At 57.7% G+C, this 25,176-nt stretch carries 19 protein-coding genes; 4 read left to right on the top strand and 15 right to left on the bottom strand.

Annotation, left to right across the window (positions count from 1 at the left end; all coding sequences use genetic code 11):
* Positions 1-132: 132 nt before the first annotated feature.
* Together VJ956_RS01545 and VJ956_RS01540 are read right to left on the bottom strand one after the other, a co-directional pair.
* A complete protein-coding gene (locus VJ956_RS01545) occupies positions 133-1,671 on the bottom strand; it encodes a fatty acyl-CoA reductase (protein WP_324080884.1) in 1,539 nt (512 codons plus the stop codon).
* A gap of 258 nt (positions 1,672-1,929) precedes the next feature.
* On the bottom strand, positions 1,930-3,336 hold the full coding sequence (locus VJ956_RS01540; RefSeq protein ID WP_324080881.1) for an AAA family ATPase: 1,407 nt from the start codon (positions 3,334-3,336) through the stop codon (positions 1,930-1,932).
* Between the two features lie 274 nt (positions 3,337-3,610).
* On the opposite strand from VJ956_RS01540, the gene VJ956_RS01535 reads away from it, so the two are divergent.
* Both VJ956_RS01535 and VJ956_RS01530 read left to right on the top strand, forming a co-directional pair.
* Positions 3,611-5,596 (top strand): HDOD domain-containing protein, encoded by a 1,986-nt coding sequence (locus VJ956_RS01535; RefSeq protein ID WP_324080879.1) that lies wholly within the window; start codon positions 3,611-3,613, stop codon positions 5,594-5,596.
* A 23-nt stretch (positions 5,597-5,619) separates the two neighbouring features.
* Positions 5,620-7,818: an EAL domain-containing response regulator gene (locus VJ956_RS01530; protein ID WP_324080877.1), complete on the top strand. Its 2,199-nt coding sequence runs from the start codon at positions 5,620-5,622 to the stop codon at positions 7,816-7,818.
* On the opposite strand, the gene murI is transcribed toward VJ956_RS01530, so the two are convergent.
* Both murI and nudC read right to left on the bottom strand, forming a co-directional pair.
* On the bottom strand, positions 7,763-8,614 hold the full coding sequence (murI, locus tag VJ956_RS01525; RefSeq protein WP_324080875.1) for a glutamate racemase: 852 nt from the start codon (positions 8,612-8,614) through the stop codon (positions 7,763-7,765). The two genes, VJ956_RS01530 and murI, sit on opposite strands and share 56 nt — an antisense overlap.
* Positions 8,611-9,432, bottom strand: a complete 822-nt coding sequence (gene nudC / locus VJ956_RS01520) for an NAD(+) diphosphatase (protein ID WP_324080871.1) — start codon at positions 9,430-9,432, stop codon at positions 8,611-8,613. The genes murI and nudC overlap by 4 nt, the downstream gene beginning before the upstream one ends.
* A gap of 202 nt (positions 9,433-9,634) precedes the next feature.
* Here nudC and plsB point away from each other — a divergent pair, with 202 nt between their 5' ends.
* The gene (gene plsB / locus VJ956_RS01515; protein ID WP_324080869.1) at positions 9,635-12,103 is read left to right on the top strand and encodes a glycerol-3-phosphate 1-O-acyltransferase PlsB; all 2,469 of its coding nucleotides are present in this window, start codon (positions 9,635-9,637) and stop codon (positions 12,101-12,103) included.
* Between the two features lie 30 nt (positions 12,104-12,133).
* Here the strand turns inward: plsB and VJ956_RS01510 are convergent, their stop codons facing one another.
* The 7 genes from VJ956_RS01510 to ppc form a co-directional block, all read right to left on the bottom strand.
* Positions 12,134-12,946 (bottom strand): class I SAM-dependent methyltransferase, encoded by an 813-nt coding sequence (locus VJ956_RS01510; protein ID WP_324080865.1) that lies wholly within the window; start codon positions 12,944-12,946, stop codon positions 12,134-12,136.
* Positions 12,946-13,308 (bottom strand): UDP pyrophosphate phosphatase, encoded by a 363-nt coding sequence (locus VJ956_RS01505; protein WP_324080860.1) that lies wholly within the window; start codon positions 13,306-13,308, stop codon positions 12,946-12,948. Before VJ956_RS01505 ends, VJ956_RS01510 begins: the two co-directional genes overlap by 1 nt.
* Positions 13,309-13,412: 104 nt before the next feature.
* The gene (locus VJ956_RS01500) at positions 13,413-14,210 is read right to left on the bottom strand and encodes an undecaprenyl-diphosphate phosphatase (RefSeq protein ID WP_324080857.1); all 798 of its coding nucleotides are present in this window, start codon (positions 14,208-14,210) and stop codon (positions 13,413-13,415) included.
* A 37-nt stretch (positions 14,211-14,247) separates the two neighbouring features.
* On the bottom strand, positions 14,248-14,943 hold the full coding sequence (tsaB, locus tag VJ956_RS01495; protein WP_324080854.1) for a tRNA (adenosine(37)-N6)-threonylcarbamoyltransferase complex dimerization subunit type 1 TsaB: 696 nt from the start codon (positions 14,941-14,943) through the stop codon (positions 14,248-14,250).
* A gap of 4 nt (positions 14,944-14,947) precedes the next feature.
* On the bottom strand, positions 14,948-15,601 hold the full coding sequence (gene adk, locus VJ956_RS01490; RefSeq protein ID WP_324080852.1) for an adenylate kinase: 654 nt from the start codon (positions 15,599-15,601) through the stop codon (positions 14,948-14,950).
* A 196-nt stretch (positions 15,602-15,797) separates the two neighbouring features.
* Positions 15,798-17,168, bottom strand: coding sequence for an HDOD domain-containing protein (locus VJ956_RS01485; RefSeq protein ID WP_324080851.1), 1,371 nt, complete (start codon positions 17,166-17,168; stop codon positions 15,798-15,800).
* Between the two features lie 38 nt (positions 17,169-17,206).
* Entirely contained in the window at positions 17,207-19,855 is a 2,649-nt protein-coding gene (gene ppc / locus VJ956_RS01480; RefSeq protein WP_324080849.1) for a phosphoenolpyruvate carboxylase, read from the bottom strand.
* Positions 19,856-19,938: 83 nt separating this feature from the next.
* Here ppc and VJ956_RS01475 point away from each other — a divergent pair, with 83 nt between their 5' ends.
* Positions 19,939-20,178, top strand: coding sequence for a hypothetical protein (locus VJ956_RS01475; RefSeq protein ID WP_324080846.1), 240 nt, complete (start codon positions 19,939-19,941; stop codon positions 20,176-20,178).
* Between the two features lie 61 nt (positions 20,179-20,239).
* Here the strand turns inward: VJ956_RS01475 and VJ956_RS01470 are convergent, their stop codons facing one another.
* The 4 genes from VJ956_RS01470 to rlmD all read right to left on the bottom strand — a co-directional run bounded on the left by VJ956_RS01470 (position 20,240) and on the right by rlmD (position 25,160).
* Complete coding sequence (locus VJ956_RS01470; RefSeq protein WP_324080844.1) at positions 20,240-20,584, bottom strand: pilin assembly protein; 345 nt, start codon at positions 20,582-20,584, stop codon at positions 20,240-20,242.
* A 119-nt stretch (positions 20,585-20,703) separates the two neighbouring features.
* Positions 20,704-21,570 carry a nucleoside triphosphate pyrophosphohydrolase gene (gene mazG / locus VJ956_RS01465; protein WP_324080841.1) on the bottom strand — a complete coding sequence of 289 codons (867 nt, stop codon included), beginning with the start codon at positions 21,568-21,570 and terminating at the stop codon, positions 20,704-20,706.
* Positions 21,567-23,804 (bottom strand): GTP diphosphokinase, encoded by a 2,238-nt coding sequence (relA, locus tag VJ956_RS01460; protein WP_324080839.1) that lies wholly within the window; start codon positions 23,802-23,804, stop codon positions 21,567-21,569. Before relA ends, mazG begins: the two co-directional genes overlap by 4 nt.
* 24 nt (positions 23,805-23,828) lie before the next feature.
* Positions 23,829-25,160, bottom strand: coding sequence for a 23S rRNA (uracil(1939)-C(5))-methyltransferase RlmD (gene rlmD, locus VJ956_RS01455; RefSeq protein WP_324080836.1), 1,332 nt, complete (start codon positions 25,158-25,160; stop codon positions 23,829-23,831).
* Between the last annotated feature and the right edge of the window lie 16 nt (positions 25,161-25,176).

Here is a 25,176-nt window from a genome sequence, read left to right as displayed (position 1 = left end):
CTTATTAGCCCTGAAGACGTATCACTCTAGTTCAACACGTGCACCTGTGCATATTGAATTAGACTAACGTACTAACTGCCGGGCCTGGCGTCCGACAGCGGAGGGGTATGAAAAAATGCCGGATGGCTGGCGTCAGGCTGCTTTTTTGCAGGCTCGGGCAGAACCCCGGCGGTATAGCTTGCCTTCTCCGAGGGCGTAACGGTTCAGGCCGTTCAGGTGAATCTTGCGCAGGTAAAAGGCCCAGTCAATCTGGCGGGCATCGACCGGGAACAGCAAGCGATCGCGCTCTCCCATCCGCGAAGCCAGGGCCAGCAAACCGTCATTGCGGAAAATGTAATCCGGCGCGGTGTAAAAACCGAAAATGGTTGCCAGTGACCGGGTGGTATCCAGATTTTTCAGCATCTTCAATTTGCGTTTCCGGCCGGTCAGGCGCAGCGCCCGGTCAGCCAGGGACAGTGACAGGCGCAAGCCGCCCACCATCACATCGAACACTCGGCGATTTACCGTTATAAAAGGCCTGGAGGGCTGCCGGTAAAACAGCTGCTGATAGTCGTCGTAATGTTTTTTCGCCTCCGCCATCACATGATCAACGAATTGGCCCAGCGATAACGGGTTGGAGCTGCCACTGCAACACTGGTAGATACGTTGCCTGTCCGGAACTGACAGCGCCTCCGCCAGAGACAGGATAATGCTGTTCGTCACCAGGTCTGCCGGAATGACGTCAATGATGCCACTGCGCCGGCACGGAAACAGAAACACTTTTTCTCTGGCATAGGCCAGAATAATGGCATCCGCAACTTTTACTCCCTCGATCCAGCCCGGTACCGGCTCCTCCAGAGCGCTCTCGATGATGGAAGGCCGCACAATCGTCAGGGAACGACCGGCAAGGGCTTTCATGAGTAATTGCTCACCGAGCCATTTGGTAAAGGTATAGGTATCACTCCAGCCGTAATGATTGGCCTCACGGATACCCAGATCCACCAGTTTCTGCTCGAGCATGCTTCCGGAATAGCTGGCCCGGACCTCGGCAATCCTGTCCTGCAGCCGATGAACGAGTTCGTCGATTTGATAGCAGCCATCCTCGCTGCGGGGAATAGACTCGCCCGCCGGTTTGATCACAGACTCGGTCACCTGGCCGGCATTCTTGCCGTTGACATAACAGGTGGACACCTGAATGACCGCCATATGCCGGTTGTACCCGGCCAGATCGGCTATGTTCTGAAGGCAGAGCGTGTTGATCTGCAGGGCCTTGTCCAGCTCTTCACGGAAATTGACGCTGGCCGCCGAGTTTATGAAGGCATCAAGGTTGCCTGCCAGCTCTCGGAAAGCCGCGGCATCAAGACCAAACCTCGGCTCTGTCACTTCACCGGTGATGCAGTGGATGCGGGTCTCGAAAAAAGATTCGAGCGCATCATTGTCGTCGTGGCGCAATCGGTCAAAAACAGAAGAGCTGGCAACCTCGTCAAGAAACCGGCTACGCGCGTTCTTTTGGGTCTTGTTGCCACGGATCAGCAGATAGATACCCCCGATGTCCGGAACCGTCCGGATCAGTTTTTCCAGTACGACCTTGCCGAGAAAACCGGTGGTGCCGGTAATCAGAACCTGTCTGCCGCTCAAATGCTCCAGAACACCTGAAACCGGTCCTCCGGAGCCTGCCTGACTATCGGCCATACCGGAAACTCCTTTTCATCCAGATTTGTTTTGCCCACAACCGCAGAAAACAGGCCCTTTACGCCTTCCGCCACTTCCGTTGGATGCATTATGTGAGCCAGTTTTTATCCGTTTCTGTCCAGGGTCGGATCCTGATCGAGCACAATATTGACACAGGCGCTACGGGGTTGCGGTGACGCACGGCAAATTTCACCACAAATAATATTGATCAGGAGAGGTTGTTCTTCAGATTCCCTTCAGGCTCATTGACAAAGGGTCTCAGCCACGATTTCTGTCAGTTCCGGAGAAGGACCGGAGCAGCTGATCCAGAGTAACGTCAGGCGGCTGCTCTTTCAGCGCCCGGATCAGGCGACCCTGCTCCCAGGAACTTAAATATTCATTTTCGGGTTCACGCCGGACCGGGACGTATGGTTCGGCAGGCGCCGGCACTGGCGAAGTTGCCAACGGCGATGCTTCCCTGACGATGCCTGCAGCCGGTTGTATGCCATCAGCAAGCTCACGAAGATGGGTCGCAAACCGGCGCCGTTGATCATGGTCCAGTTTTTCCCATGGCAGGGAAGCCAGACCGGTTTGCAGAATCTCCACGGTGTCCGCGTCCATGGTGCGCCCCAATAGTGCGAAAAACTGGCTGAACGCCTCATAACGCAGCAGTGAAGACTCATCGCTGGCGGCAATAAGCTCACCGATTTCAGCAATTCTGTTCTGGCAGACACGGTTTACCGATCCGGCACTGGCCGTGAACCTTGAGGCGGCCGGGGCTGCTGACTGCGTACCTGCCTGCGCTGACTCAGCGGCCTTACCCGGCCCTTTACTTGAAACCCGGTACCAGTAGGCCGCAACGCCCGCTGTTTTGGGCGGGATCTGCCGCAACCGCACATCCAGCATATCGGCCAGGCTGAGAAACTGCCGACAGGAAGGATCTGACCGCGGCAACATTGCGACCGGTTGCTGGTCAAGAACCGACTGGCGCAGGGTTTCATCCCGCCAGATGCCACCGAGGTAATGCACCGAGATCCCCAGATGCCGTTGTGCTGCCCCTTCAAGCCGCTGATAGACAGTCCGCGCCTGACTCACTCCCCGGGCCATGTTTACCAGTATGCTGGGCGTTCGCCGATAGCCCCGGCGAACCAGAAGTTTAATCAGTGCGAACGCATCGGTCAGCGATGCAGGGTCCGGGGTGACAACCACGCAGGCCATCTCGGCCGCTGCAATCATGTGCATGGCAGTGGGCTGAAGTCCCGAAGCGGTATCGGTGATCACATAATCGTAACGCTTCTCGAGCTGCGCCATGGCCTTCAGAACCCGGAGGCTGTCCGCCGCTGCCATATCAACACACTGGTCGACTCCGGAAGCGCCGGGAATAATATGCAGGCCATGGTCTGCGACCATGATCACATCCTGCAGCGAACTGGCGCCGGCCATGAAGTCCGCCAGGGTGCGGTGCGGGTATTGCCCCAGCATGATACTGACATTGGCAAGGTCGGTATCACCATCGAGCAGCAACACTTTTGAGCCTTTCCGGGCCAGAGTAAGTGCCAGATTGACCGCAACGGAAGTTTTTCCGACGCCGCCCTTGCCGCCGGTGATGGCAAGAGTGCGGGTTTGACCCGAGGGTTGGCCCAGGACTTGCCTGCGCGCCCCCGGGGCCGGGGTTGATTTTGTCATTTGCGCCTTCTGATAAACGAGCAGGTGAACGCCAGTGTACCTGCAACCAAGGCCAGTCTGTAGCCTTAATGGCCGTATGGAAAGTGGCAAAGGGAACCGATTTTCTGATCCTACGTGTAAAATGTAGGTGAATCCGACGCGCAATGAATGCTTTGCTTAAAAAACAGGCGCTAACTATTTAATAATTGGTTTTTTTTGACTAGTATTCGGTTAACAAGTGATCAACCGATAGCCAGACCTGAATAAAAACCCGGTTTCCACAAAAGGCAGGTTTATGAAAATTGCCCCTGACATCCAGCTCCCCAGTCTGCCGGAAGTAACCCTGCGCGCACTGGAAGCATGCGATCAGGAGGAGAGCTACCGCACCATCAGTGAAATAGTATCTGTGGACACCGCGCTGGTGTCCGCCATTCTGGGACTTGCCAACTCATCCGTCTATGGCGTACCGACACAGACCCGCTCGGTTGATCAGGCACTTCTGCGCCTTGGCACCCATCGATTCCATACCCTGGTGCTCACTGCAGCGCTGCGCCAGATTCTGCTTGAACTGGGTGCTGACCAGTGGCAACAGTTACGGGACTTCTGGCGACATTCCCTCACCACCGCCATGACAGCCAGGGCACTGGCAACACTGACTCGTTATCCGGAGCCAGATCAGGCTTTTATGCTGGGCATGCTCCACAACGTAGGCGAACTGATCGCCTTGAAAACACCGCCGGGCGATGCCCGGCAGTATTGCCTCGACCACCAGCCGGAAATCGCTTCGAAGCTGGTCAGCGACTGGGGACTTGGCCCCATGGCATCCGATGCCATGCTCTATCAGCGGGCAATGCCGGCTGATATCCGCGATGCAGGGCACCTGACCAAACTGATCAGCCTTGCCACGCAGCTGGCTCAGTCTGATGCTGCAGGTATCGCCGCCGCAGCGACGGTTTTTGGCCTTAACGAAGAGCTTACCAGGCAAATCAATCGCCGCATCGGCGAGGAAGTGGAAGGTGTGGCAAGGTCGATGGGCATATCCCTCGCTGTCAGCTACGACAGTCGTGCATCCCATGAAAAACTCAAACAGACAGTTCTGCATCGGGCAATGGCAAACCAGGCAATGGAACTGGCCCCGGTGAGCGACAGCACACAGGAATGCCTGGCAGCCACAGTAACCAGCATGACCCTGATCACGGGTCTGCCCTGCCTTTATTTTGGCGCTGTCGACAACAGGCTGAGACTGTATTCTGCCAGCAACGGCGAGGTTGCAGATCTGAGCGTATCCGCCAACCCGGCCAGCAGTCTGCTTACCGAGACCTACAGCACCGCCCGGGCTCTGGTAATGGGGGACCGGGAACCCAGCGTGCTCGACCGTCAACTGATGAACCTGCTGCACACACCATCACTGGTGACACTGCCAGTGCGGCAGCACCAGCATTGCCTCGGCGTGTTTGTCATCGGCACCGACGCCCGGGGAGCCGAGCAGGCCAAAGCAATGGGTCACCTTTTGTGCACCCTTTTGTCCCGGACCCTGGACAGCATTGAGGCCGGTCTGACCAACCACAGCACGACGGACGCTGAACTTGCCGAGCATGCCATACGCCGGCAGGTCCACGAAGTAAGTAATCCTTTAACGATTGTTCGCCAGTATATCTATCAGCTGCGAGGCCGGCTGGACGATGCCGATGTGCACCAGCAGCTGGATGTCATCCGCGAAGAGCTGGACCGTGCAGGCGCGCTGCTGCTGCAGATGGGCAAAAGCTGGCAGAGCCCGGGCAGCGGACCAACCGATGGCTGCAATCTGAATGAAGAACTGAAACTGCTGAGGGACCTGCTTGAAGGCGGCCTGTTCAGTGACGACAAAAAGACCTTGAACTTACAACTGTGCGAATACCAGACATTGATTGCAGCCCCGGCGGCAACAGTCCGTCAGATCCTTATCAATCTGTTACGCAACGCCGCCGAGTGTCTGGACGATTTGAGAGACGGTGGTGAGGTGACCATTCGCACGGCTGCACCCATCTGGCAGAATGGTCAGTACTGGGTCGAACTGGAAATATCGGATACCGGGAACGGGTTGCCGCCGGACATCCAAAAGCACCTGTTTTCTCCCGTTAATAGTACCAAGGGCCGGAGCCATGGGGGGCTGGGCCTGAGCGTTGTAAAAAAGCTTGTGGATGACGTGGAAGGCATCATCAACTGCCGGACAGGAAATTCAGGAACTACATTCAAAGTGCTGTTTGCGATGGCAGAAAAAAATGAATTGTCCGGCAACTGACAAAATGGAACGAGCGAACTGACATGGCACCTGCGAGCACCGAGAAAACGCGTGGCAAAAGACTGGCAGCAAGAATACTGGTGGTTGATGACGATCCGCGGTTACTGGCCTGCCTGTCTTCGCTGCTGGAGCAGGAAGGCCACAAGATCAAGGCTGTCAAGGGCGGCAGGGACGCAATCACGGCCATCCATGTCGATCCGTTTGATCTTGCCATGCTCGACCTCCGGATGCCCGATATCGACGGCTTTGAGGTCATGGAAAAGCTGTCACAAGCGCAGCCGGACTGCGGCGTGATTGTGGTAAGCGGCGAAACCTCGTTTACCTCTGTCAGCCGCGCCCTGCGTCGCGGCGCACTTGACTATATTCGCAAACCCTTTGGTCCGGAAGAGCTGCTGGCGATCGTACGAAACGTTCTTGATAAACGATCCCTTATCCACGCTCACGAAAATGTGAGTATGCAGCTGGAAAAATCCGGAGAACTGTACCGGTATATCGTCAACAACTCACCAGATATCGTATTCATGCTGGATCACCAGGGCAGGTTCTGTTTTGTAAACAGCAAGGTTGAAAGTCTGCTGGGGTATCAGCAACACGAGCTGCTGGGACATCATTTCCGACATATTCTTGATGACCGCGACCTGGCGCGGGGCACCTACGCGCTTACCGGCCCGAACATCTCGGCCCATAACCCCAGCACTTTTGAGGTCCGTCTGATAACCCGCAGCAACCGCAAGGCCACCAGACACTTTGAAATCACCGCTTTTCCGATTGACGCTGCGACCTTGCCCTGGAACGATGACGGGATCAGCCATCGCGGCGAAGCCCGCTACTATGGCACCGCACGGGACATAACCGAGCGCAAGGAAGCCGAAGCCTTCATAAATTTCCAGGCCTACCACGATTTGCTGACGCGGCTGCCGAACCGGACCCTTTTCAAGGACCGGCTGGACCTCGCCATTATCCATGCCCGCAGAAGCGAACAGAAACTGGCAGTAATGTTCCTGGACCTGGACCGCTTCAAGATCATCAATGAAACCCTCGGACACGCCATGGGTGACCGGCTGCTGCAGGCAGTTGCCTCCCGTCTGGAACAATGCCTGCGCAAGGGAGACACCCTGTCCCGGTTTGGTGGTGACGAATTCACCCTGCTGCTGCCATCCATCAATAACCATGAAGACGCTCGCCGGATTTCCAGGAAACTTATCAAGGCATTCCACAAACCTTTCAAGCTGGACAGCCATGAAGTGTTCGTTGGCGTCAGTATCGGTATCGCCGTCTTCCCCGAAGCCGGAGAGTCTCTGGATCAACTGATCCAGAACTCCCATATTGCCATGTATCACGTCAAGGCACGGGGCAAGGACGGATACCGGTTCTATTGCCCAGCCATGTGCGTCGATACCGCTGACCGCCTGAGCCTGGAGCGGGACCTTCGGGCCGCACTTGACCGGGATGAGCTGCGGGTTTTCTACCAGCCACAGGTATGTACGATCTCCAACCGTGTGGTCGGGCTGGAAGCCCTGGTTCGCTGGGAGCATCCGGAACAGGGGCTACTCTACCCGCGGGATTTCCTGCCGCTGGCGGAGGAAACCAAGCTGATCGGACGGCTGAGTGAACGGGTTCTGGATATTGCCTGCAGAGATATCGGCAACTGGATACGTGGCGGCCACAAGGATCTTCGTTTGGGGGTCAACCTCTCACCAATGCTGGTGGAACACCCCCGCTTTGTCAGCACGCTGATGGGCCAGCTGCAGGCCCATAACTTTCCACCCGGAAACCTGGAAATTGAAATCACCGAAAACGCCATCATGAAAGATCTGGAGCATATCAGCCAGAAACTAAGAGAACTGGCCAACCAGGGGGTACGCATTGCCATCGACGATTTCGGCACCGGCTATTCATCACTGAATTATATTCACCGCCTGCCAATCCACACTCTGAAAGTGGACCAGTCTTTTGTCCGCGATATCCGCAGTGGCGGCGACAAAGCCTGTATCGTGAATGCCATTGTGGCCATGGCCCACGGCCTGAAACTGAATATTGTCGCCGAAGGCGTGGAAACCGAAGAGCAGTTTTCCTACCTCCAAAAGCTTGGCTGCCATCAGATACAGGGCTTCTATTACAGCCCTGCATGCCCCAAGGAAATCATTGAAAAGTCTCTGGACAAGGTCACTGGCCCTGTTCATTTTCTGGCCGCGGCCAATTGCCCGATAACTGGCCCGTAGACAGTCCCAGTCCGGCCAGGAAACCTGCCAGGCCTTCCGGTAAGGGTCCGGTAAACAACACCCGCTCCATGGGTTGGCTGCAGGAGCTGCGAGAGTCAGAACAATCCTGCCCGGCCTGCGCCAGCAGCCAGGCGACCCGCCTCGCGATTGCCTCGCCGGAATCCACCCAGTGCAATACCCCTGGCAACAGTTCTTTAAGCAGTGGCATCACCAATGGGTAATGGGTGCAGCCCAGAACCACAGTATCGACCCTGGCGTCCCGGAACGGTTGAAGCGCCGAACCCAACTCTTTACTGGGCAGTTTTTCATCCGCCATGAGACCCTCAATCCAGCACACCAGATCCGGATGGCCGACGCGCTCAATCAGGCAGTCACTGGCATGAGCTTCAATCAGCTCAGCGAGATAGGGTCTGGTAACCGTGGCCGGTGTCGCCAGCAGTCCGATCCGACGGTTGCGTGACAGTGCCGCCGCCGGTTTGATGGCCGGGACCACGCCAATCACCGGGGTATCGGTCATCGCCCTCAGGGCCGGCAGCACCACCGTGCTTGCGGTGTTGCAGGCCACGACCACAATGTCACAGGGTAGAGTGGCGAGGACTTCGCCAATCAGCCTCACGCTGCGCTCAACCACCACGGCCTCTGGCTGCCCGCCATAAGGAAAACCAGCGCTGTCGGCCAGGTAAACCAGTGGTACTGACGGCAAAGCCTGGTGAATACAGCCAGCGATGCTGAGCCCGCCAATGCCCGAATCAAACACCAGCACCCGGGGATGGATCGCCGCCTGGGGCTTGCTCACAGAGTTTTCCCCGATGCCAGAATTTTCTGCTCCATAGCCCGGATCAACTGGCCCGAGATGGTGGTCAGCGGCGGCACGGGTGGCAATTCCCCGGGCCGGTACCAGTCTGCTTCAGCCAGCTCATCTTCCTGCAACACCAGCTCGCCCCCGGCATAGTCGGCAAAAAAACCCAGCATCAGCTGATGCGGAAAGGGCCAGGGCTGCGAGTGCTGATAGCTGATAGCGGTGACATCCAGTCCGGTTTCCTCTTTTACCTCCCGGGCAACCGCCGCTTCAATGCTCTCCCCCGGCTCCACAAAGCCGGCAATCAGACTGAAGAAATGACGCTTTATGCGGGATGACCGGGCCAGCAGCAGTCTGTCATCACGCCTGATCACCACGATGACACAGGGAGCAAGCCGGGGGTACCATGGAATCGAACATTGCTCACACCAGCGGGCGCGCTCCCGCGGATGCATCGCGGTCGCTGATCCACACCGTCCGCAGTACTGATGGTCGTGCCACCACTGCAGTACCTGAAACCCGGTGCCCAGAAGTTCGGCAGGTGCCGTGTCCATAAGCAGCAGGGCGTCACGAAGAGGCACGGTTTCAAAACCCTCACCCAGGCTGGCTGCCGGAATATCTGCGGCGAACACTCGCGATGCCCTGAGTTGTCCCAGGTAAACCGGCCCGGGAATGACCGGAATGAAGGGCTCGATCGCGGCCCAGGAATGCAGCCACCCCTGTTTCGGACGAACAACGTCGCTGGCAGAAATTGCCAGCACCAGATCCGGAGAGTCCGGTTGCCCGGTTGACCAGCCGGGAGTCCACTGCGTCATAATCAGTTTCCAGCGTATATCGGGATTCAGAATCGGAAATGTACCATAATCCGGCAACCCGACTGAAAATGAACATGGCTTTCAGCGCTCTGCGCAAGCGGGTAGACTTGGGCAGCCTCGGAATAACTCCTGCTTGCAGAGCGATTCAGGAGTTGTCCAGAGGCTCCTTAGCCTCTGTTTGAGTAAACCGGAGCCGTTGAATATGCGATTTTTCCAGGGCGTTTACAGCCTGATCCTGACGCTTCTGCGCAAAATCCTGTTTCTTTGGGTAAGAACTGATGTCAGTGGCGACGACCCGGAGGCCCTGGGAATCGACCCTGACAAGCCGGTCTGTTACGTTCTTCAATACGCATCCCTGTCCAGCCGTCTGGTACTCGAACAGGAAGTACTCGACGCTGATCTGCCCGGCGCAGAATCCTCACTGCCGGTAAAAAACGGTCCCAACCACTCGTTTTTCTTTCTCTACGGCCGTGACGGCGGAAGCTTGACCCGTCGCCGTACACCGGTTCAGACCAGCGAGTTCAGGGCACTGGTTCAATATGGTGTGGAGCACCCGGAACAGGATGTGCAGATTGTGCCCGTGTCCCTGTTCTGGGGACGCTCTCCGGATAAAGAGAAATCACTGGTCAAACTGGTGCTTTCAGATAGCTGGTCCGTGGCCGGCCGTTTGCAGCGACTTCTGATCATCCTGGTTCATGGCCGGAATACCTACGTGCAATTCAACTCTCCGTTGTCGCTTCAGCAGGTGGTTTCGGAATATCGCCATAGTGAAGAACGTGCCCGGCGCAAGCTGGCCCGTATCCTGCGCACTCACTTCCGCCGGGTAAGGCAGGCTGTGCTCGGGCCGGATCTGTCTCATCGCCGGACACTGGTCGGGGGGCTGATTCGCACTCAAGCGGTGAGAGAGGCTATTCGCAAAACCGCCGCCGAGGAGGACATGAAGCCCGAGAAGGTCCGGATGAAGGCCTACAAATACGCCGACGAAATTGCCGCCAGCATGTCGGTTATCGCCATCCGGATCATGGATGTTGTACTGGCACGGCTGTGGAACCGCATTTATAACGGCGTTGCCGTCAATAATATTCGCGTCGCGAAAGAAGCTGCCCAGGACAATGCTGTTGTCTACGTGCCCTGTCACCGGTCCCACATTGATTATCTGCTGCTGTCCTATGTGCTTTATAAAAATGGCCTGATGCCGCCGCATATTGCGGCGGGCATCAACCTCAACATGCCGATTGTCGGCCCCCTTCTCCGGCGCGGCGGCGCATTCTTTATGCGTCGCAGTTTCCGGGATAATCCCCTGTACGCCACGGTATTCAATGAATACATGCACGTCATGTTCTCCCGGGGCTACTCGGTCGAATACTTTGTCGAAGGCGGCCGCAGCCGGACCGGGCGAATGCTCCAGCCACGGCCCGGGATGCTGTCGATGACCGTGCGCAGCTTCCTGCGGGATCACCGCAAACCCATTGTCTTTGTGCCGGTCTACTTCGGCTACGAAAAAGTGATGGAGGGTCGGTCTTACCTGGGCGAGCTTCGCGGCAAGAAGAAAGAAAAGGAAAACATCCTGACGCTGGCCAGGACCGTGCGCAGGCTCAGCAATTCCTTTGGGCAGGTGGCCGTCAATTTCGGCGAGCCGATTCCGCTGGCAGAGGTGCTGGATGAGGTTCACCCCAGCTGGCGTGAAGAAACCTACGACTCCGAGTACCGCCCGCGGTGGCTCAACCAGGCGGTCAATGAGCTTTCCAGCCGGGTCGCCTCCCACATCAACGCAGCGGTTGCGGTCAACCCCGTGGGCCTGACGGCAACTGCGCTTCTGGGGGCCGAGCGGCTGGCGATGGATGAGGTTCAACTCACGCGCCTTATGGACCAGTACGCCGACCTGCTCAGAGCCTTTCCGTATGCCGGAACGATAACTCTGCCCCAGGGCACCGGCAACGACTGGGTAGCCTATTGTGAAAATATGGGGCTGGTTACCCGCAAGCCCCAGAAACTGGGCGATATTATTGCCCTTGAGGGCACCAACGCCATTCTGATGACCTACTACCGTAATAATATCCAGCACCTGTTTGCTCTACCCGCACTGATTGCCAGCCTGTTTGAGAACAAGCAATCACTGAACCGGGAAAAAATCGAGTTTCTTGCCGGGGTCGCCTACCCCTATCTCCGATCCGAACTGTTCCTGAAATACCGCAACGAAGAGATTGCGGATGTCATCAATCAGTGGGTGGATGTGCTGGTGGACAAAGGCCTGCTGCTCGAGGAAAGCCAGGGCCTTATCAGCCGCCCGGAAGAGGGAACTGACGCCATGTTGCGCCTGCGGGTGCTGTCACGCTTTATTATCCAGACCCTGGAGCGATATCACATCGCAATTGGTGTCCTGCGCCGCTACGGGTCCGGCAAAGTCACCGCCGAGGAGCTGGAAGACCAGTGCACCTTACTGGCCGAACGCATGTCGATCCTGTTTGGCCTGAACGCGCCGGAATTTTTCGACAAGACCCTGTTCAGGAATTTCATTACCAGCCTGCAGAGCAACGGCGTTATCACCAGGGATGAGCAGGGGCTGCTGTGTTACAGCGATGAACTGGATGAAGTGGCGGAAGACGCCCGCCTGGTGCTGAGCGTGGAAAAACGCCAGGCCATCCAGCAGGTGACCATGCTCGGCGCTTGAAAGCGGTCCTATCTATGCCCAAGGGGCTTCTTAACTGCCGGCTGGCAGTGCTCTCAGGGAATAAACGTCGTACCGGCTGCTTTTACCCTCTATCCGTGTTGTCACCGGCGGGCCTGCAAGCGGTTCTGCCTTGCGGGGTCGTTTGACCACAACACGGTACCGGGCAACGGCCAGCGCAGCCTCCAGCAGGGCAGCGGAATCGTCATCAGCGCCAACCAGTCGCTGGAAAACCTGCATTTCTTTTTTCACCAGGGCCGATTTGTCGCGGTGGGGAAACATCGGATCGAGATAAATCACATCCACCGGATCAGGATCTGCGCGCCGGAGCCAGTGCAGGCTGTCGCCGGCTTCTAGCTGCATACGCCCTGCAATATCAGCGCACTGTCCGTCAACTGATGCCCGTGCGAGCCCGTCTGCGAGAATGGCGTGAACCACGGGCGACCGCTCAAACAGGGTGATCCGGCATCCGAGCGATGCCAGCACAAACGCATCCTGGCCAAGCCCCGCCGTTGCATCCACGATATCAAGTGTCTGCCGGGTTTTCTGTAAACCAACGGCTCTGGCAATCAGTTGCCCGGTTCCGCCCCCGTGTTCCCGGCGGTAGCCCGCTTTACCACTGACAAATTCAGCACGCACCGGACCGGGTGCGCTTTTCCCTGTCAGCTGCAGGCACAGTCCCTGCTCATCGGAAAACACCAGGAGTGAGGCATTTTTGACCTGTCTCGGCTTCACCAGCCCGAGGAACGGCAGGGAGAGCCTTTCGGCCAGTTCCCGGACCTGCCAGGCATTGCCGAGGGGACCGTAACCTGCTGCCAGGTCAGACCAGTCAGACCCGGGAACCATTAAACGCGGACGTCGATGCCGGTCAGAACGCCCTCAGGGACTTCGGCAGGTGCGGCTATGCTGGCAAATGTGGACAGGGCCCGGGCAGTACTGAGTGGCACATCGTCGGCCCGGAACCTTTCCAGGCGCGCGTCCTCCACTGCCCGGCGGGCCTCAATCCGGCGCTCAGCCGCATCCCTTGGCGTGGTCGGCCGGGTCTCCGTTGACGGCAGGGCGGATTCGGCAAGCTCGCGCCTGACCTGGCCGGAATTAGTCTCCGCCGTTGAGGCCGGTGCCCGGGCAACATCGCTGCGCTCACGGGCCGGAGCGTTATTACCGGTCTGGTAAGCCAGATTACTGTTTGGATTGACTCCGCCGATCATTGCAGCCGCACCGAATCATCAATTTGTAGGACACCAGTATGAAAGATTCCGGGAGGATTTGAAAGTCGCGGTCAAGATACTAATGAGCAGGAAAGTAGCAACCGTTACCACAACAATAAGAGCAGAAGCGCTCCGAGGATCAGGCGGTAAATGACAAAAGGCATCAGACCGAGGCGTTCAAGAAACGTCAGGAACAGGTGAATGCACACCACAGCACTGACGAACGACAGCGCCGTGCCCACCAGGATGACCATCCAGTCGGTGGCGCCGCCCTGCTCCAACAGCTCGAAAGTCTTCAGCAGACCGGCGGCGAGAATCAACGGAATGGATAGCAGGAAAGAAAATCTGGCGGCAGCCTCGCGGCCGAAGCCAAGAAACAATGCGGCGGTGATGGTGATGCCCGAGCGCGAGGTACCGGGAATAAGCGCCAACGCCTGAGCGAGCCCTATGATAACCGCGTCTTTGAGAACCAGACCCTCAAGCGAGCGGCTACGACGACCGACGGCATCAGACCACCAGAGTACGAGACCAAAACCGAGGGTGGATACCGCAATGACAAGACCTGATCGCAGCGTCGTGCCGATGAAGTCATTAAAAATAATACCTGCGAGGCCCGCCGGTATGGTGCCGGCTATCACCGCCCAGGCCAGTCCGCTGTTCGGGCCTACCCGCCTTTGCGCGGTATCGATAACCCAGGCCGTGGCAAGTTGCGCCACAGTCTGCCTGAAATACCAGATCACCGCCGCCAGAGTGCCCACATGGACCGCGACATCGAAGGCGAGGCCCTGATCCGCCCAGCCCAGGACCTGGGAGGGTAAAATAAGGTGAGCCGAACTGCTGATGGGCAGAAACTCCGTCACGCCCTGAATCACTGCAAGCACAATGATCTGCCAAAGTTCCATGGGCATCAGATCCGTCAGGTAGGAGAAGAGAAGGCATTCAGCGACCGGGCAGTTTCTTCCAGGCCACTTCATCGCGAATGTAAACCGGCTGCGCCCGGGCCGCTGCGACGCCACCGTTTACTGCGAATGAGCGCGACGCAAGCCGCGCGATCTGGCTTGCCTGGGGCAACAACGAGTCGTCACCCTGGGCGATGGCAGCGATTACCTCAGCCCCGAACTGCTCCCGCAGACGCCAGCCGGTGCCGGCGCCAAACCAGCGACCAGGGCCGGGCTCCAGCGCTATCTGCTGCGGAGCACAGACCCGTTCCGGGGCCAGGGCTTCAGGCATGCCACCACGACATTCATAGCTGCCCCAGTAGACCTCACCCATGCGGGCATCAAACGCGACAGCCACTTTATCACCTTCGTCCAGATCAAACTGCTCAATCGCCCCGGCAGCTACGGCCTGGAGCGAAGACACCGGCACCACCGGAATATCGAGACCATAAGCCAGCCCCTGCACAACACCGGTGGCAATGCGCAACCCGGTAAATGAACCAGGGCCACAGGCAAAAGCCAGGGCATCGAGTTCGGTGGGCTTCAGATCTGCCGCATTCAACAGTTCGCGAATCATCGGCATCAGCAGCCGCGTATGACCACGCGGTGCAACCGCTGAGCGGCTGGTCAACTGATCATCGCAAAGCAGCGCAGCCGAGCAGCCTTCCGAGGAGGTATCCAGGGCAAGCAGATTCACACAATTACTTTAGCTGGGTCAGAATCTGGTTCTTGATATCATCCATGCTGCCAACGCCCTCAACGCGCACATACTTCGGTGCACTGGCTGCATCTTTGCGTGCCCAGTCCTGGTAGTAGCTGACCAGAGGCGCTGTCTGCTCATGATAGATGCGAAGGCGCCGACGAACCGTCTCTTCCTTGTCGTCTTCGCGCTGGACCAGGGGTTCTCCGGTTTCGTCGTCCTTGCCTTCCACTTTTGGCGGGTCATATTTGACGTGATAGATGCGACCGCTGGCTTCGTGCACACGACGTCCCGACAGACGGCTGACAATTTCTTCGTCCTCAACCGCAATTTCAACAACATAGTCAACGACAATGCCCTGGTTTCTCAGCGCCTCAGCCTGCGGAATGGTTCGTGGAAAACCGTCGAGCAGGAATCCGTTCTTGCAGTCAGGCTGCTGCACACGCTCTTCAATCAGAGCAATAATGATGTCATCCGAGACCAGTCCGCCAGAGGCCATCACTTCCTTCACCTGCTTGCCCAGTTCGGATTCGGCTTTGACAGCGGCCCGCAGCATATCGCCCGTTGAAATCTGCGGAATACCAAAACGCTCGGTAATGAACTGGGCCTGGGTCCCCTTGCCGGCGCCTGGCGCGCCCAACATGATGATTCTCATAGGTATTGCTCCCGTTATAGTCTTTTTTGTTGGAAAAGATGCGGCAAAACCCTCAGGCTTTGCGACATCCTCTCGGGTCCGGCCCTGGCCGGTCCGGCAAAAACTGCAGCTGATTATACGAGTTCAGCCACAACAGAGAAAGTCGACCTCCGTCTTACGACATCATCTGGAGGATTGTCCAGCCGGCGGGACGACGTCACGACGACAGCGACCGGGCCAGCGCGTCCAGATCTGCCGAGACCTCCTCAACTTCCTCCCGGAGTCTGTCAAGGTCATGGTTTTCCAGGCCCAACGCTATTGCCAGCGCGTCCAGATCATCCGGATTGAACTCGTCGCCTATCCTGCGTTCCTTCAGCAGGCCATTGGCCAGCTGCACCATCAGTACATACTGGTCATGCTCACCGTGATAACCCGGATGCTGGTGCATTCCTGCCGCCTTGATAACCGGTGCCGGCAGTTGCCAGAGGCGATGCAGTATGCCACCGATAGCACCATGACCCACGGCCAGTAGCTGTTGCCGGTCGCCGGCACCGAACACCTGTCGCTCCAGGGAGACCATGCTGACCTCGGGATCCGCTTCCCTCAGCTGGTTAAGCTGCTCGAATTCAGCCGGAAACAGATGACCAATCAGCAGGAGCCCAAAGTTATGAAGCAGCCCACAGAGATAGGCCAGGGCTTTATCTTCGCCACAGCTGACGGCCAGTCGCTGGCAAACAAAGGCACAGTAAAGGGAATGACGCCAGAACTCATCCATTCCCAGCATGCCCTTGCGGGGAACCTCGAAGGCACGGAGCGAGGCAATCCCCAGAGCGATATGAGCTACCCGATCGAAGCCAAGAACGCGGGTCACCGCTTCCTGTACCGAGTTGATCTGGCCAGGGTAATTAAACAGGCTCGACCTGGCATAACGGATAACCTGCGCAGTCATACTGGGATCAAATTCAATCAGCTCGGCAAGCTCTCTGACAGACACCCCGGGATCGGTGGTTATCCGCAGAACCCTCAGTGCCAGTGCCGGCATGGGTGGCAACCGGTAGAGTCTCTGCAACTGATCGGCAACTTCCTCCAGAGTCAGGGCCTTCCTCTCGCTGTTGCTCTGACCATGACTAACTACATGCCCTGAAGCCGAGCCAGCAAAGGCTCTGGCCAGAGCGGCCCGATCCATTTCCAGCAATACATCGTCGGCGCCACACGCCATTACCACTTTGGAACGGCCGGGCACGTCATCGTCTGTCAATACGGGAACGTCGTAGCAGGCGCCAACCGGCGGAATAAAGTCCGGATTACAATCGGGAAACAGGCGCGCCGCCTGGCGCACCGTCAGAGGCTGCAGCCGCCGACCGGTAACTCTGGTCACCAGCTCCGGATCGATACTGGTGTTATAGCGGTGAACAACCAGCAGCGGGCCGTTGATGTCAATCAGCACACTGGCGCGGATAAACCTGTCAGATGATAAACCGGACCCTGTCACCACTTCGTCAAAACCGGACGCCGGTGCTGTTTTCAGCTCCCGGAAGGCAATACCATTGAGGGCCAGAAAACGCTCAAGTCTTGGTGCTATTGGCAAGGAAACTCTCCTTTTCTGCCCATCCCTGTCAACATCCGTCAGCCGGTGTTGCGCATGCCGGCGGCAATACCGGCCATTGTCACTTTCAGGGCCCGCTCTACCATGTCATGGACCTCCCCCTTGCCTTCATTTTCCCGGTCACGCTTCAATAGTTCAGCCTGAAGATAGTGTAGCGGATCAACGTAAGGGTTTCGCACCCGCATTGAATGCGCAAACACCGGTTCGTGTTCCAGCAACGCCTTCTGCTGTTTCAGTTCAAGAAGGTTATCAATGCATCCCCGCAGACGCTCCCGCAGATCCTTACCGAGATTCAGCAGCGCCGGGTCATCCCCAGCCAGGGTTTTTTCATAGTAGCTGGCAATTATGAGATCCGATTTTGCCAGTACCATTTCAAGCATATCAACGTAGGTTTTAAAAAACGGCCATTGTTCCATCATCTCCCGCAGCACGGGCACTTTGTCGCTCGCGAAGGCTTCTTTCAGTGCCACATCGCTACCGAGCCAACTTGGCAGCATCAGCCGCATCTGGGTCCAGGCGAAAATCCAGGGAATGGCACGCAAACTCTCAACGCCACCGCCGGGTTTCCTTCGTGCCGGACGACTGCCCAACGCCAGCTTGCCAAGCGCCTGCTCAGGCGTAACCTGTCGGAAATAGGGTACAAAATCAGGATTTTCCCGCACCACTGAGCGATAGGATGTGAGCGAGCGCTCGGTCAGCCAGTCCATGACCTCGCGCCATTCCGGTTCCGGCTCCCGGGGCGGTGCCAGAGTGGCCTCAATGACGGCCGTGGTATAAAGCGTCAGGCTCTGCTCCGCCAGCCGCGGCAGACCAAACTTGAAGCGGATCATCTCGCCCTGCTCGGTGATTCTGAAGCTACCGTTGACGGAGCCGGGAGGCTGGGAAAGGATGGCCCGGTTAGCAGGACCACCACCACGGCCAACCGTGCCACCGCGACCATGAAACAGGGTCAGGTGAATGCCGGAGCGGCCCGCCACTTCGGTCAGTTTTTCCTGCGCCTGGTACTGTGCCCACGCGGCCATCATCTGACCGGCGTCTTTTGACGAGTCCGAATAGCCGATCATCACTTCCTGCCGGCCCTCGCAATACTGCCGGTACCAGTCCACAGCAAAAAGCGCTGCCATGCTGTCCGGTGAGCCCCGCAGGTCATCCAGGGTTTCAAACAGAGGCACCACCCGCATGGGGTAGGTCATGCCTGCTTCGCGCAACAGCAGAATCACGTTCAATATGTCTGACGGCTTGCTGGCCATGGATATTACATAGGAGCCAAGCGCTTCCGGGGTCTGCTGTGCCACCACCTCACAGGTGGCCAGTACTTCCCGGACCTCATCCGAGGGTTGCCAGTTGCGAGGCACCAGAGGCCGACGTCCCTTGAGCTCTTTGATCAGAAATGCCTGCCGTTCTTGCTCAGACCAGGACCAGTAATCCCCCAGACCCAGGTAGTCCACCATTTCCGCGACCGCTGCAGTATGACGGGTAGCTTCCTGCCGTATATCCAGCCGGATCAGTGGCAGGCCAAAGCTGTGGGCCCGGCGAAGGGTGTCCAGCAGCGGCCCGTTGGCGATGCTTTCCAGTCCGCAGTCCAGCAGCGACTGGTAGCAAAGCTCCAGTGGACCGGTAAAATCGCTGTTCTCAAAAAGAATGCCGGTATCGTCCGCGGACCTGCCCTCAATTCTGGCCTCGGCCCAATCCCGGGTTCTGATCAGTTTTTCACGCAGTCCGGACAGCACCTGACGATAAGGCTCCCGGGAGTCGCCCACCACTGCTCTCAGTTCGTCGTTTGCCTGCCACATCGACAGTTCCGCCCGCAACGCCTGAACATCCCGCAGGTACAGATCGGCTGCCATCCACCGCCCCAGCAGAAACACCCGGCGTGTGACATGGTGGGTAACGTTCGGGTTGCCATCCCGGTCGCCGCCCATCCAGGAAGCAATGCGGATGGGCGTTGCATTCAGTGGCAGACCCTGCCCGGTGGCCTCGGACAGGGAATAGTCGAGGCTGCGCAGAAATTTTGGCAACGCTGTCCACAGACTGTTTTCGATAACAGCGAAGCCCCACTTGGCCTCGTCTACCGCCGTTGGTCGTTCATGGCGGATTTCATCGGTATGCCAGGCCTCACTCACCAACTGGGTCAGGCGATTGATGATTTCTTCGCTCTCGGTCGGTAGCAGATCCTCATGATCGAGCCTTGCCAGACAGTCGGACATTTCATCGTATTTCATGATAAGCGTCCGCCGTGCCACTTCCGTGGGGTGCGCCGTCAGAACATATTCGATACGCAGATCACAGACCCGCTGATAAAGATCCTCCGGATCGATCCCGCCTTCCTCTAGACGCAGGAACACATCGCTCAGCGATTCCACCATCAGATCGGATTCATGGCCACGCCTGCGGCGGATGCTGTGGTACTGCTCGGCAAGGTTGGCCAGGTTGAGAAACTGATTGAAGGCACGGGTAACCGGAAGCAGTTCATCATCGCTGAGTTTACCCAGCAGGTTGACCAGGCGCTGCCCGGATCCGCTTTCCTGGCGTCGGTCGGCCTTCGCCGCAGCCCGGATTTCTTCAATCAGCTCAAAACATTCCTGGCCGGGATGACGCTGGATGCTCTGCCCCAGCAATTCACCCAGCATTCGGACATTTTCCCGGAGTTGGGGGTGCAGCTCGGTCACAATAACGTCCTTTTAAATTGACGAAGACGAAGTAAACTAAGGATACTAATAACGATTTACGTCCTTTGCCGCAAGGAGTATCCATGAAAGTAACCGAATTGCCCCAGCACTGGGAAAGCGCTAAAGAACCGGTCGAACGCAGCCACGACTACAACCTCAAGCTTCCCCTGGAAGACGCTGCGAGGATTGCCGCCCTGGCGGAGCTTTACCCGGATCGCTCCGAAGCAGACATTCTGAATGATATGATTGCTGCAGCACTGGACGATCTGCTGAGGCTGGGCCCGCTGAAAGACAGGCTGGAAAAGCAGGAAAATGAGAGTTAGCAGCCCGGGCCGCCGGGGGTGGCAAACCACCACCCCTGCAGAACAGATCAGGGCAAGCCTGTTATGCGACTGAGCCGAACTGGCTGGCTTTCAACTCCCGGATATGTTTCTGGCTCAGGCTGAGGAAGCGCGGCGTCAGGCCACTGTCTTCATAAATTTCAAAACCGTCCTCATCGAATGCAACCACTCTGGAACCCTGTACATAGGGAAAGCTGGTTTCCAGCTCATCCAGTGCGGCAGAAATCAGGTCTCGCATCAGATCCTGTGATGATTTCATCGGGTACATAGCTGCCAGCTTCTCCAGCCGCCTGTGATGCTGGTCAGAGAGATTGGCTGAATAGGCATCGCGGGTCAGACGTCCCCTGGCATGCTTGTCCCAGTAATTGACCAACTCTTTAATCTTCATGGTGTTTTCACTCCTGATTATTACTGATCGGCCAAAGGTGCACCAGAACCGGGCAGCCGACCATTCAAGTGTAGACGAAGGGCCGCACCCCGGGCAGATATAATGGTAAAGGATTGTACCTATCCTTTCGTTTTGCCCGGTGCTGCCGTGGCTTTCTCAACCCCTTTCACCGCTTGCCAGACCGTATCCAGCGCTTCCAGTGTCTCGCTTTCAAATTTGCGGCCCTGGCTTTCCAGGTGCTGTTCGATCGCGCGGAATCGTGCCTCAAATTTATGGTTTGTGCCGTTCAGTGCCTGTTCAGGATTAACTTTCATGAATCGTGCCAGGTTGACACAGACAAAAAGCAGATCGCCCAGCTCGTCTTCCACGGCCGCGGTTTCACCTTTGCCGGAGCAGGCGTTGTGCCAGGCTTCCTTGAGCTCGTCGATTTCTTCATGGAGCTTGTCGAATACCGGCTCGACCTCGGGCCAGTCGAACCCGTGGCTGGAAGCCCTGCGCTGAAGTTTTTCGGCGCGCACCATAGCGGGAAGTGTCCGCGCGACACCCTTCAGCCGGCTGTTATCCGGCTCAGCTTCCGGCTTGAGCGCCCTCTCTTCGGCCTTGATTCTCTCCCAGCTCGCTCTGATCCAGGCTTCATCCGGCCGGTTAGCAGGGTCTGTGCGGCTTTCCAGAGTGCCCTCCGGAAACACATGGGGGTGACGACGGATCAGCTTTCTGACCAGCTTGTCCACTACTGAATCAAAATCAAAATGGTTCTGCTCCCGCCCCAGCTGGCCATAGAAAATCACCTGAAACAGCAAATCCCCCAGTTCGTCTTCAAGATGGGGATAGTCCTCGCGCCCGATCGCGTCGGCCACTTCGTAGGCCTCTTCCAGAGTATGGGGCACGATCGACCTGAAGGTCTGCCGGGTATCCCAGGGACAGCCAGTCTCCGGGTCACGCAGACGGGCCATCAGGTATTTCAGGTCGTCCACCGAATAGCTCATGAGCGCTTCCGCCTGGCATCAATAATATTCGGCAGATTGCGAATCCGCGCCAACAGGCGGGCAAGCTGTTCAATACTCGATATTTCCAGGGTAACCGTCATGGTGGCCGTGTTCTCGTCTCTGTTGGAGGTGGTGTTCATGGCCAGCACATCGCTTCGGGAGGATGACAGCACCTGGGTTATATCCCGCAACAGACCGGAGCGGTCATAGGCTTCGATCTCGATATCCACCGGATAGACTGCGATTGGCTGCCCACCCCAGTTCACTTCGATGATCCTGTTGGGTTCGAGCTGTTGCAGATTCAAAAAGGTGGGGCAGTCCTGGCTGTGCACGGTTACGCCGCGCCCGACTGTGATGTATCCGCCGATAGGATCCCCTGGCAGCGGCTTGCAGCATTTCGCCACCTGGGTTTTGAGCTTGCCGACCCCGAGTATCTGAATATCTGATTCGGTATCGTAGGGCTTGCGTGGGGAAGACGTCAGCCTCAGATCCAGCTGTTCGGATTTCGGCTCCAGCATCTGCTGGGCCACGTGGGCAACATGAGTCGGCCGCAGATCCCCCGCACCCGTAGCCGCAAACATATCGTCTGCCCCGGAATAATTCACCTTGCGCGCCAGCTCATCCAGATCAATCTCATCCAGCGACAGGCGCTTGAACTCGTCCGCCAGAATCGCCCGGCCGTCGGCAATGTTCTGATCACGGTTCTGCTGCTTGAACCAGTGCGTTGCTTTTGCCCTGGCACGGGAGGTCTGGATATAGCCCAGGCTGGGGTTCAGCCAGTCCCGGCTGGGCGCCTGCTTGCTGGACGTCAGAATCGATACCTGGTCGCCGGTTTTGAGCGAATAGGTCAGCGGCACAATGCGGTTGTTGACCTTGGCACCCCGGCAGGCGTGACCGACCTCCGTGTGCACCCGGTAGGCGAAATCCACTGGCGTGGCGCCCTGGGGCAGATCCACCACATGTCCTTCAGGGGTAAATACGTAAACCCGGTCCGAGCTGACATCGGATTTGAGATGATCGGCCAGGCCGGAGAGATCTCCCAGCTCTTCCTGCCATTCCAGCACCTGGCGCAGCCAGTTGATCTTGGCATCATAGCCCACGGACTTGTTGCCCCGGTCCATGCCCTTGTAAAGCCAGTGGGCACAGACCCCGAGTTCGGCTTCTTCATGCATCTGCCGGGTACGGATCTGGACTTCCATGACCTTGCCCTCCGAACCGATTACCGCCGTGTGTAACGACTGATAGCCATTTTCCTTGGGGTTGGCGATGTAGTCATCAAACTCGTTGGGGATGTGGCGCCACAGGGTGTGAACAATGCCCAGCGCGGCATAGCAATCGCGCACTTCCGGTACCAGGATACGCACGGCCCGCACATCGTAAACCTGGGAGAAATCGATTCCCTTGCGCCGCATTTTACGCCAGATGCTGTAGATATGCTTGGCCCGGCCGGACAGGTCCGCCTGTATTCCGGAATGGCCGAGCTCTTCCTGCAGCGCGGCGATAACCCGCTTGATGTAGTCTTCCCGGTCGAGCCGCTTTTCATCAAGCAGCCTGGCAATCTTTTTATAGGCCGTGGAGTGCAGATAACGGAACGACAGGTCTTCCAGTTCCCACTTTATGTGTCCGATGCCCAGGCGGTGCGCCAGCGGCGCATAGATGTCGAAGACTTCACGGGCCACCCGCATCCGTTTTTCTTCCGGCGCGTTTTTTACCGCCCGGATAGCGCATGTCCGCTCGGCCAGTTTGATCAGCGCCACCCGCACATCGTCAATCATGGTGACGAGCATCTTGCGGACATTATCAAGCTGGCCCTCATTCTGCCCCAGCACATTGCCCTTGAGCGGATGATGGATCGACGATATGGCCGCCATCTGCAGAACACCCCTGATCAGGCCGGCAACTTCATCACCGAACCCACCCTGGATATCTGCCAGCGGAATCCGCTCCTCACGGACAGCCCGGTAGAGAATAGCTGCCATCAGGCTGGCCTGGTCCAGATGCAGCTCTACCAGAACCTGTGCCATTTCGATGCCGGTACGGAAACTGCTGGTACCGGGTGCCCACATCTGGTCCTCACGAACGGCTTTCAGATCAATAACAGCCGCCATATCGCAGGCGCGACGGAACAGCTCCGGGTTCTCCAGATGAGTCTGTGACTCTATCTGTCGAACCCAGCGTTCGGTGTCGACCCTGCCGTCATCGGAAAGGGTATATTCTTCTCGGACCTTTACCATCTTGCTTCTGTTATTCCCGCTTAATTACTTGCGTTCAAACAAGGCCATGGACTCCACATGAGTGGTATGAGGGAACATGTCCATAACCCCCGCCCGGACCAATCGGTAACCATTGCGCACCATTACCCCGGCGTCCCGGGCCAGTGTCGCCGGGTTGCAGGACACATATACCACGCGACGGGCGCCGAAGGCGGTCAGGTGCTCGCATACCTCCAGGGCACCGGACCTTGGCGGGTCAATCAGGATCTTGTCGAACCCTTCGCCTGCCCAGGGCTGCCGGGTAAAATCCGACTGCAGATCCGCACCGTGAAAGTCGACGTTCGACAGCCGGTTCCGCTTTGAGTTCTCGCGGCCCCGGACCACCATCGACTCATCGGCCTCGACACCCACAACCTGCCCAGCTTTCAGGGCCAGCGGGAGGGTAAAGTTGCCCAGTCCACAGAACAGATCCAGCACCCGCTCGCCGGGCTGAACATCCAGCCACTCCATCGCCCGCTGCACCATGCCGCGATTCATTTCGGCATTGACCTGGGTGAAATCCATGGGGTGGAATTCCAGCTCCAGATCAAATTCTTCAAGCTGGTAACTCAGGCGCTCCGGCCCGCCCTCCGGCCAAATGCGATGAACCGTATCCGGGCCTTTGGGCTGCAGATAAATATGCAAGTTGTGGGCCTGACCGAAGCTGATCAACGCGGCTCTGTCGGAATCGCTCAATTCGTCCATGTTGCGGAACACCATGGCGGCGGCATCGTCGCCGCAGGCAACCTCGACCTGTGGTATCCGGCGGAAGGCCTCAAGCCCGTGCAGCAGCTCTCGCAGGGGCATGATCTTTTCCCCGATGCGCGGGTCCAGCACGACGCAGCGGTCAATATCAGTCAGAAAGCTGCTCCGCTTTTCCCGGAAACCCACCAGTACCGACTCTCTTGCCGGCACATACTTTACGCCCAGCCGGGCTTTGCGACGATAACCAAGGGACCGGGAACGCATGGGAGGAACCCATGTCTCCGGCTCGATGCCACCAAAATGGGCAAAATGCTCCCGCAGCGTCTGTTCCTTGAACTCAATCTGGGCATCACCCGACATATGCTGAAGACTGCAGCCGCCACACAGATCCGCAAATTCACAGGGAGGCGTTATGCGTTGGGGGGAAGATTCCAGAACGTCCAGAGTGCGAAGCTCATCGAACCTGCTGCGCGACCCGACGACCCTGGCCATCACCGTTTCACCCGGCATGGCGCCATCGACGAACTGGGTCTTGCCGTTGTCACGGGCAATGCCGCGGCCATCGTGGCTCAGCGTTTCAATCACGCAGCGTACGGGTTCCTGGGGAAGCGGTTTCCTGCGTCTTCTGCTCATTGATGATTCTCTTGCT

Source organism: Marinobacter sp., assembly GCF_035268745.1.
Classification (GTDB): Bacteria; Pseudomonadota; Gammaproteobacteria; order Pseudomonadales; family Oleiphilaceae; genus Marinobacter.
The sequence above is the reverse complement of the archived record's forward strand: the minus strand, read 5'-3'. Positions and strand labels throughout refer to the sequence as shown.

Excerpts from the sequence above, each read along its gene's own strand:
- VJ956_RS01545 (WP_324080884.1), bottom strand. The coding sequence starts at position 1,671 with ATGGCCGATAGTCAGGCAGGCTCCGGAGGACCGGTTTCAGGTGTTCTG.
- VJ956_RS01540 (WP_324080881.1), bottom strand. The coding sequence starts at position 3,336 with ATGACAAAATCAACCCCGGCCCCGGGGGCGCGCAGGCAAGTCCTGGGC.
- VJ956_RS01535 (WP_324080879.1), top strand. The coding sequence starts at position 3,611 with ATGAAAATTGCCCCTGACATCCAGCTCCCCAGTCTGCCGGAAGTAACC.
- VJ956_RS01530 (WP_324080877.1), top strand. The coding sequence starts at position 5,620 with ATGGCACCTGCGAGCACCGAGAAAACGCGTGGCAAAAGACTGGCAGCA.
- nudC (WP_324080871.1), bottom strand. The coding sequence starts at position 9,432 with ATGACGCAGTGGACTCCCGGCTGGTCAACCGGGCAACCGGACTCTCCG.
- plsB (WP_324080869.1), top strand. The coding sequence starts at position 9,635 with ATGCGATTTTTCCAGGGCGTTTACAGCCTGATCCTGACGCTTCTGCGC.
- VJ956_RS01510 (WP_324080865.1), bottom strand. The coding sequence starts at position 12,946 with ATGGTTCCCGGGTCTGACTGGTCTGACCTGGCAGCAGGTTACGGTCCC.
- VJ956_RS01505 (WP_324080860.1), bottom strand. The coding sequence starts at position 13,308 with ATGATCGGCGGAGTCAATCCAAACAGTAATCTGGCTTACCAGACCGGT.
- VJ956_RS01500 (WP_324080857.1), bottom strand. The coding sequence starts at position 14,210 with ATGGAACTTTGGCAGATCATTGTGCTTGCAGTGATTCAGGGCGTGACG.
- adk (WP_324080852.1), bottom strand. The coding sequence starts at position 15,601 with ATGAGAATCATCATGTTGGGCGCGCCAGGCGCCGGCAAGGGGACCCAG.
- VJ956_RS01475 (WP_324080846.1), top strand. The coding sequence starts at position 19,939 with ATGAAAGTAACCGAATTGCCCCAGCACTGGGAAAGCGCTAAAGAACCG.
- VJ956_RS01470 (WP_324080844.1), bottom strand. The coding sequence starts at position 20,584 with ATGAAGATTAAAGAGTTGGTCAATTACTGGGACAAGCATGCCAGGGGA.
- mazG (WP_324080841.1), bottom strand. The coding sequence starts at position 21,570 with ATGAGCTATTCGGTGGACGACCTGAAATACCTGATGGCCCGTCTGCGT.
- relA (WP_324080839.1), bottom strand. The coding sequence starts at position 23,804 with ATGGTAAAGGTCCGAGAAGAATATACCCTTTCCGATGACGGCAGGGTC.
- rlmD (WP_324080836.1), bottom strand. The coding sequence starts at position 25,160 with ATGAGCAGAAGACGCAGGAAACCGCTTCCCCAGGAACCCGTACGCTGC.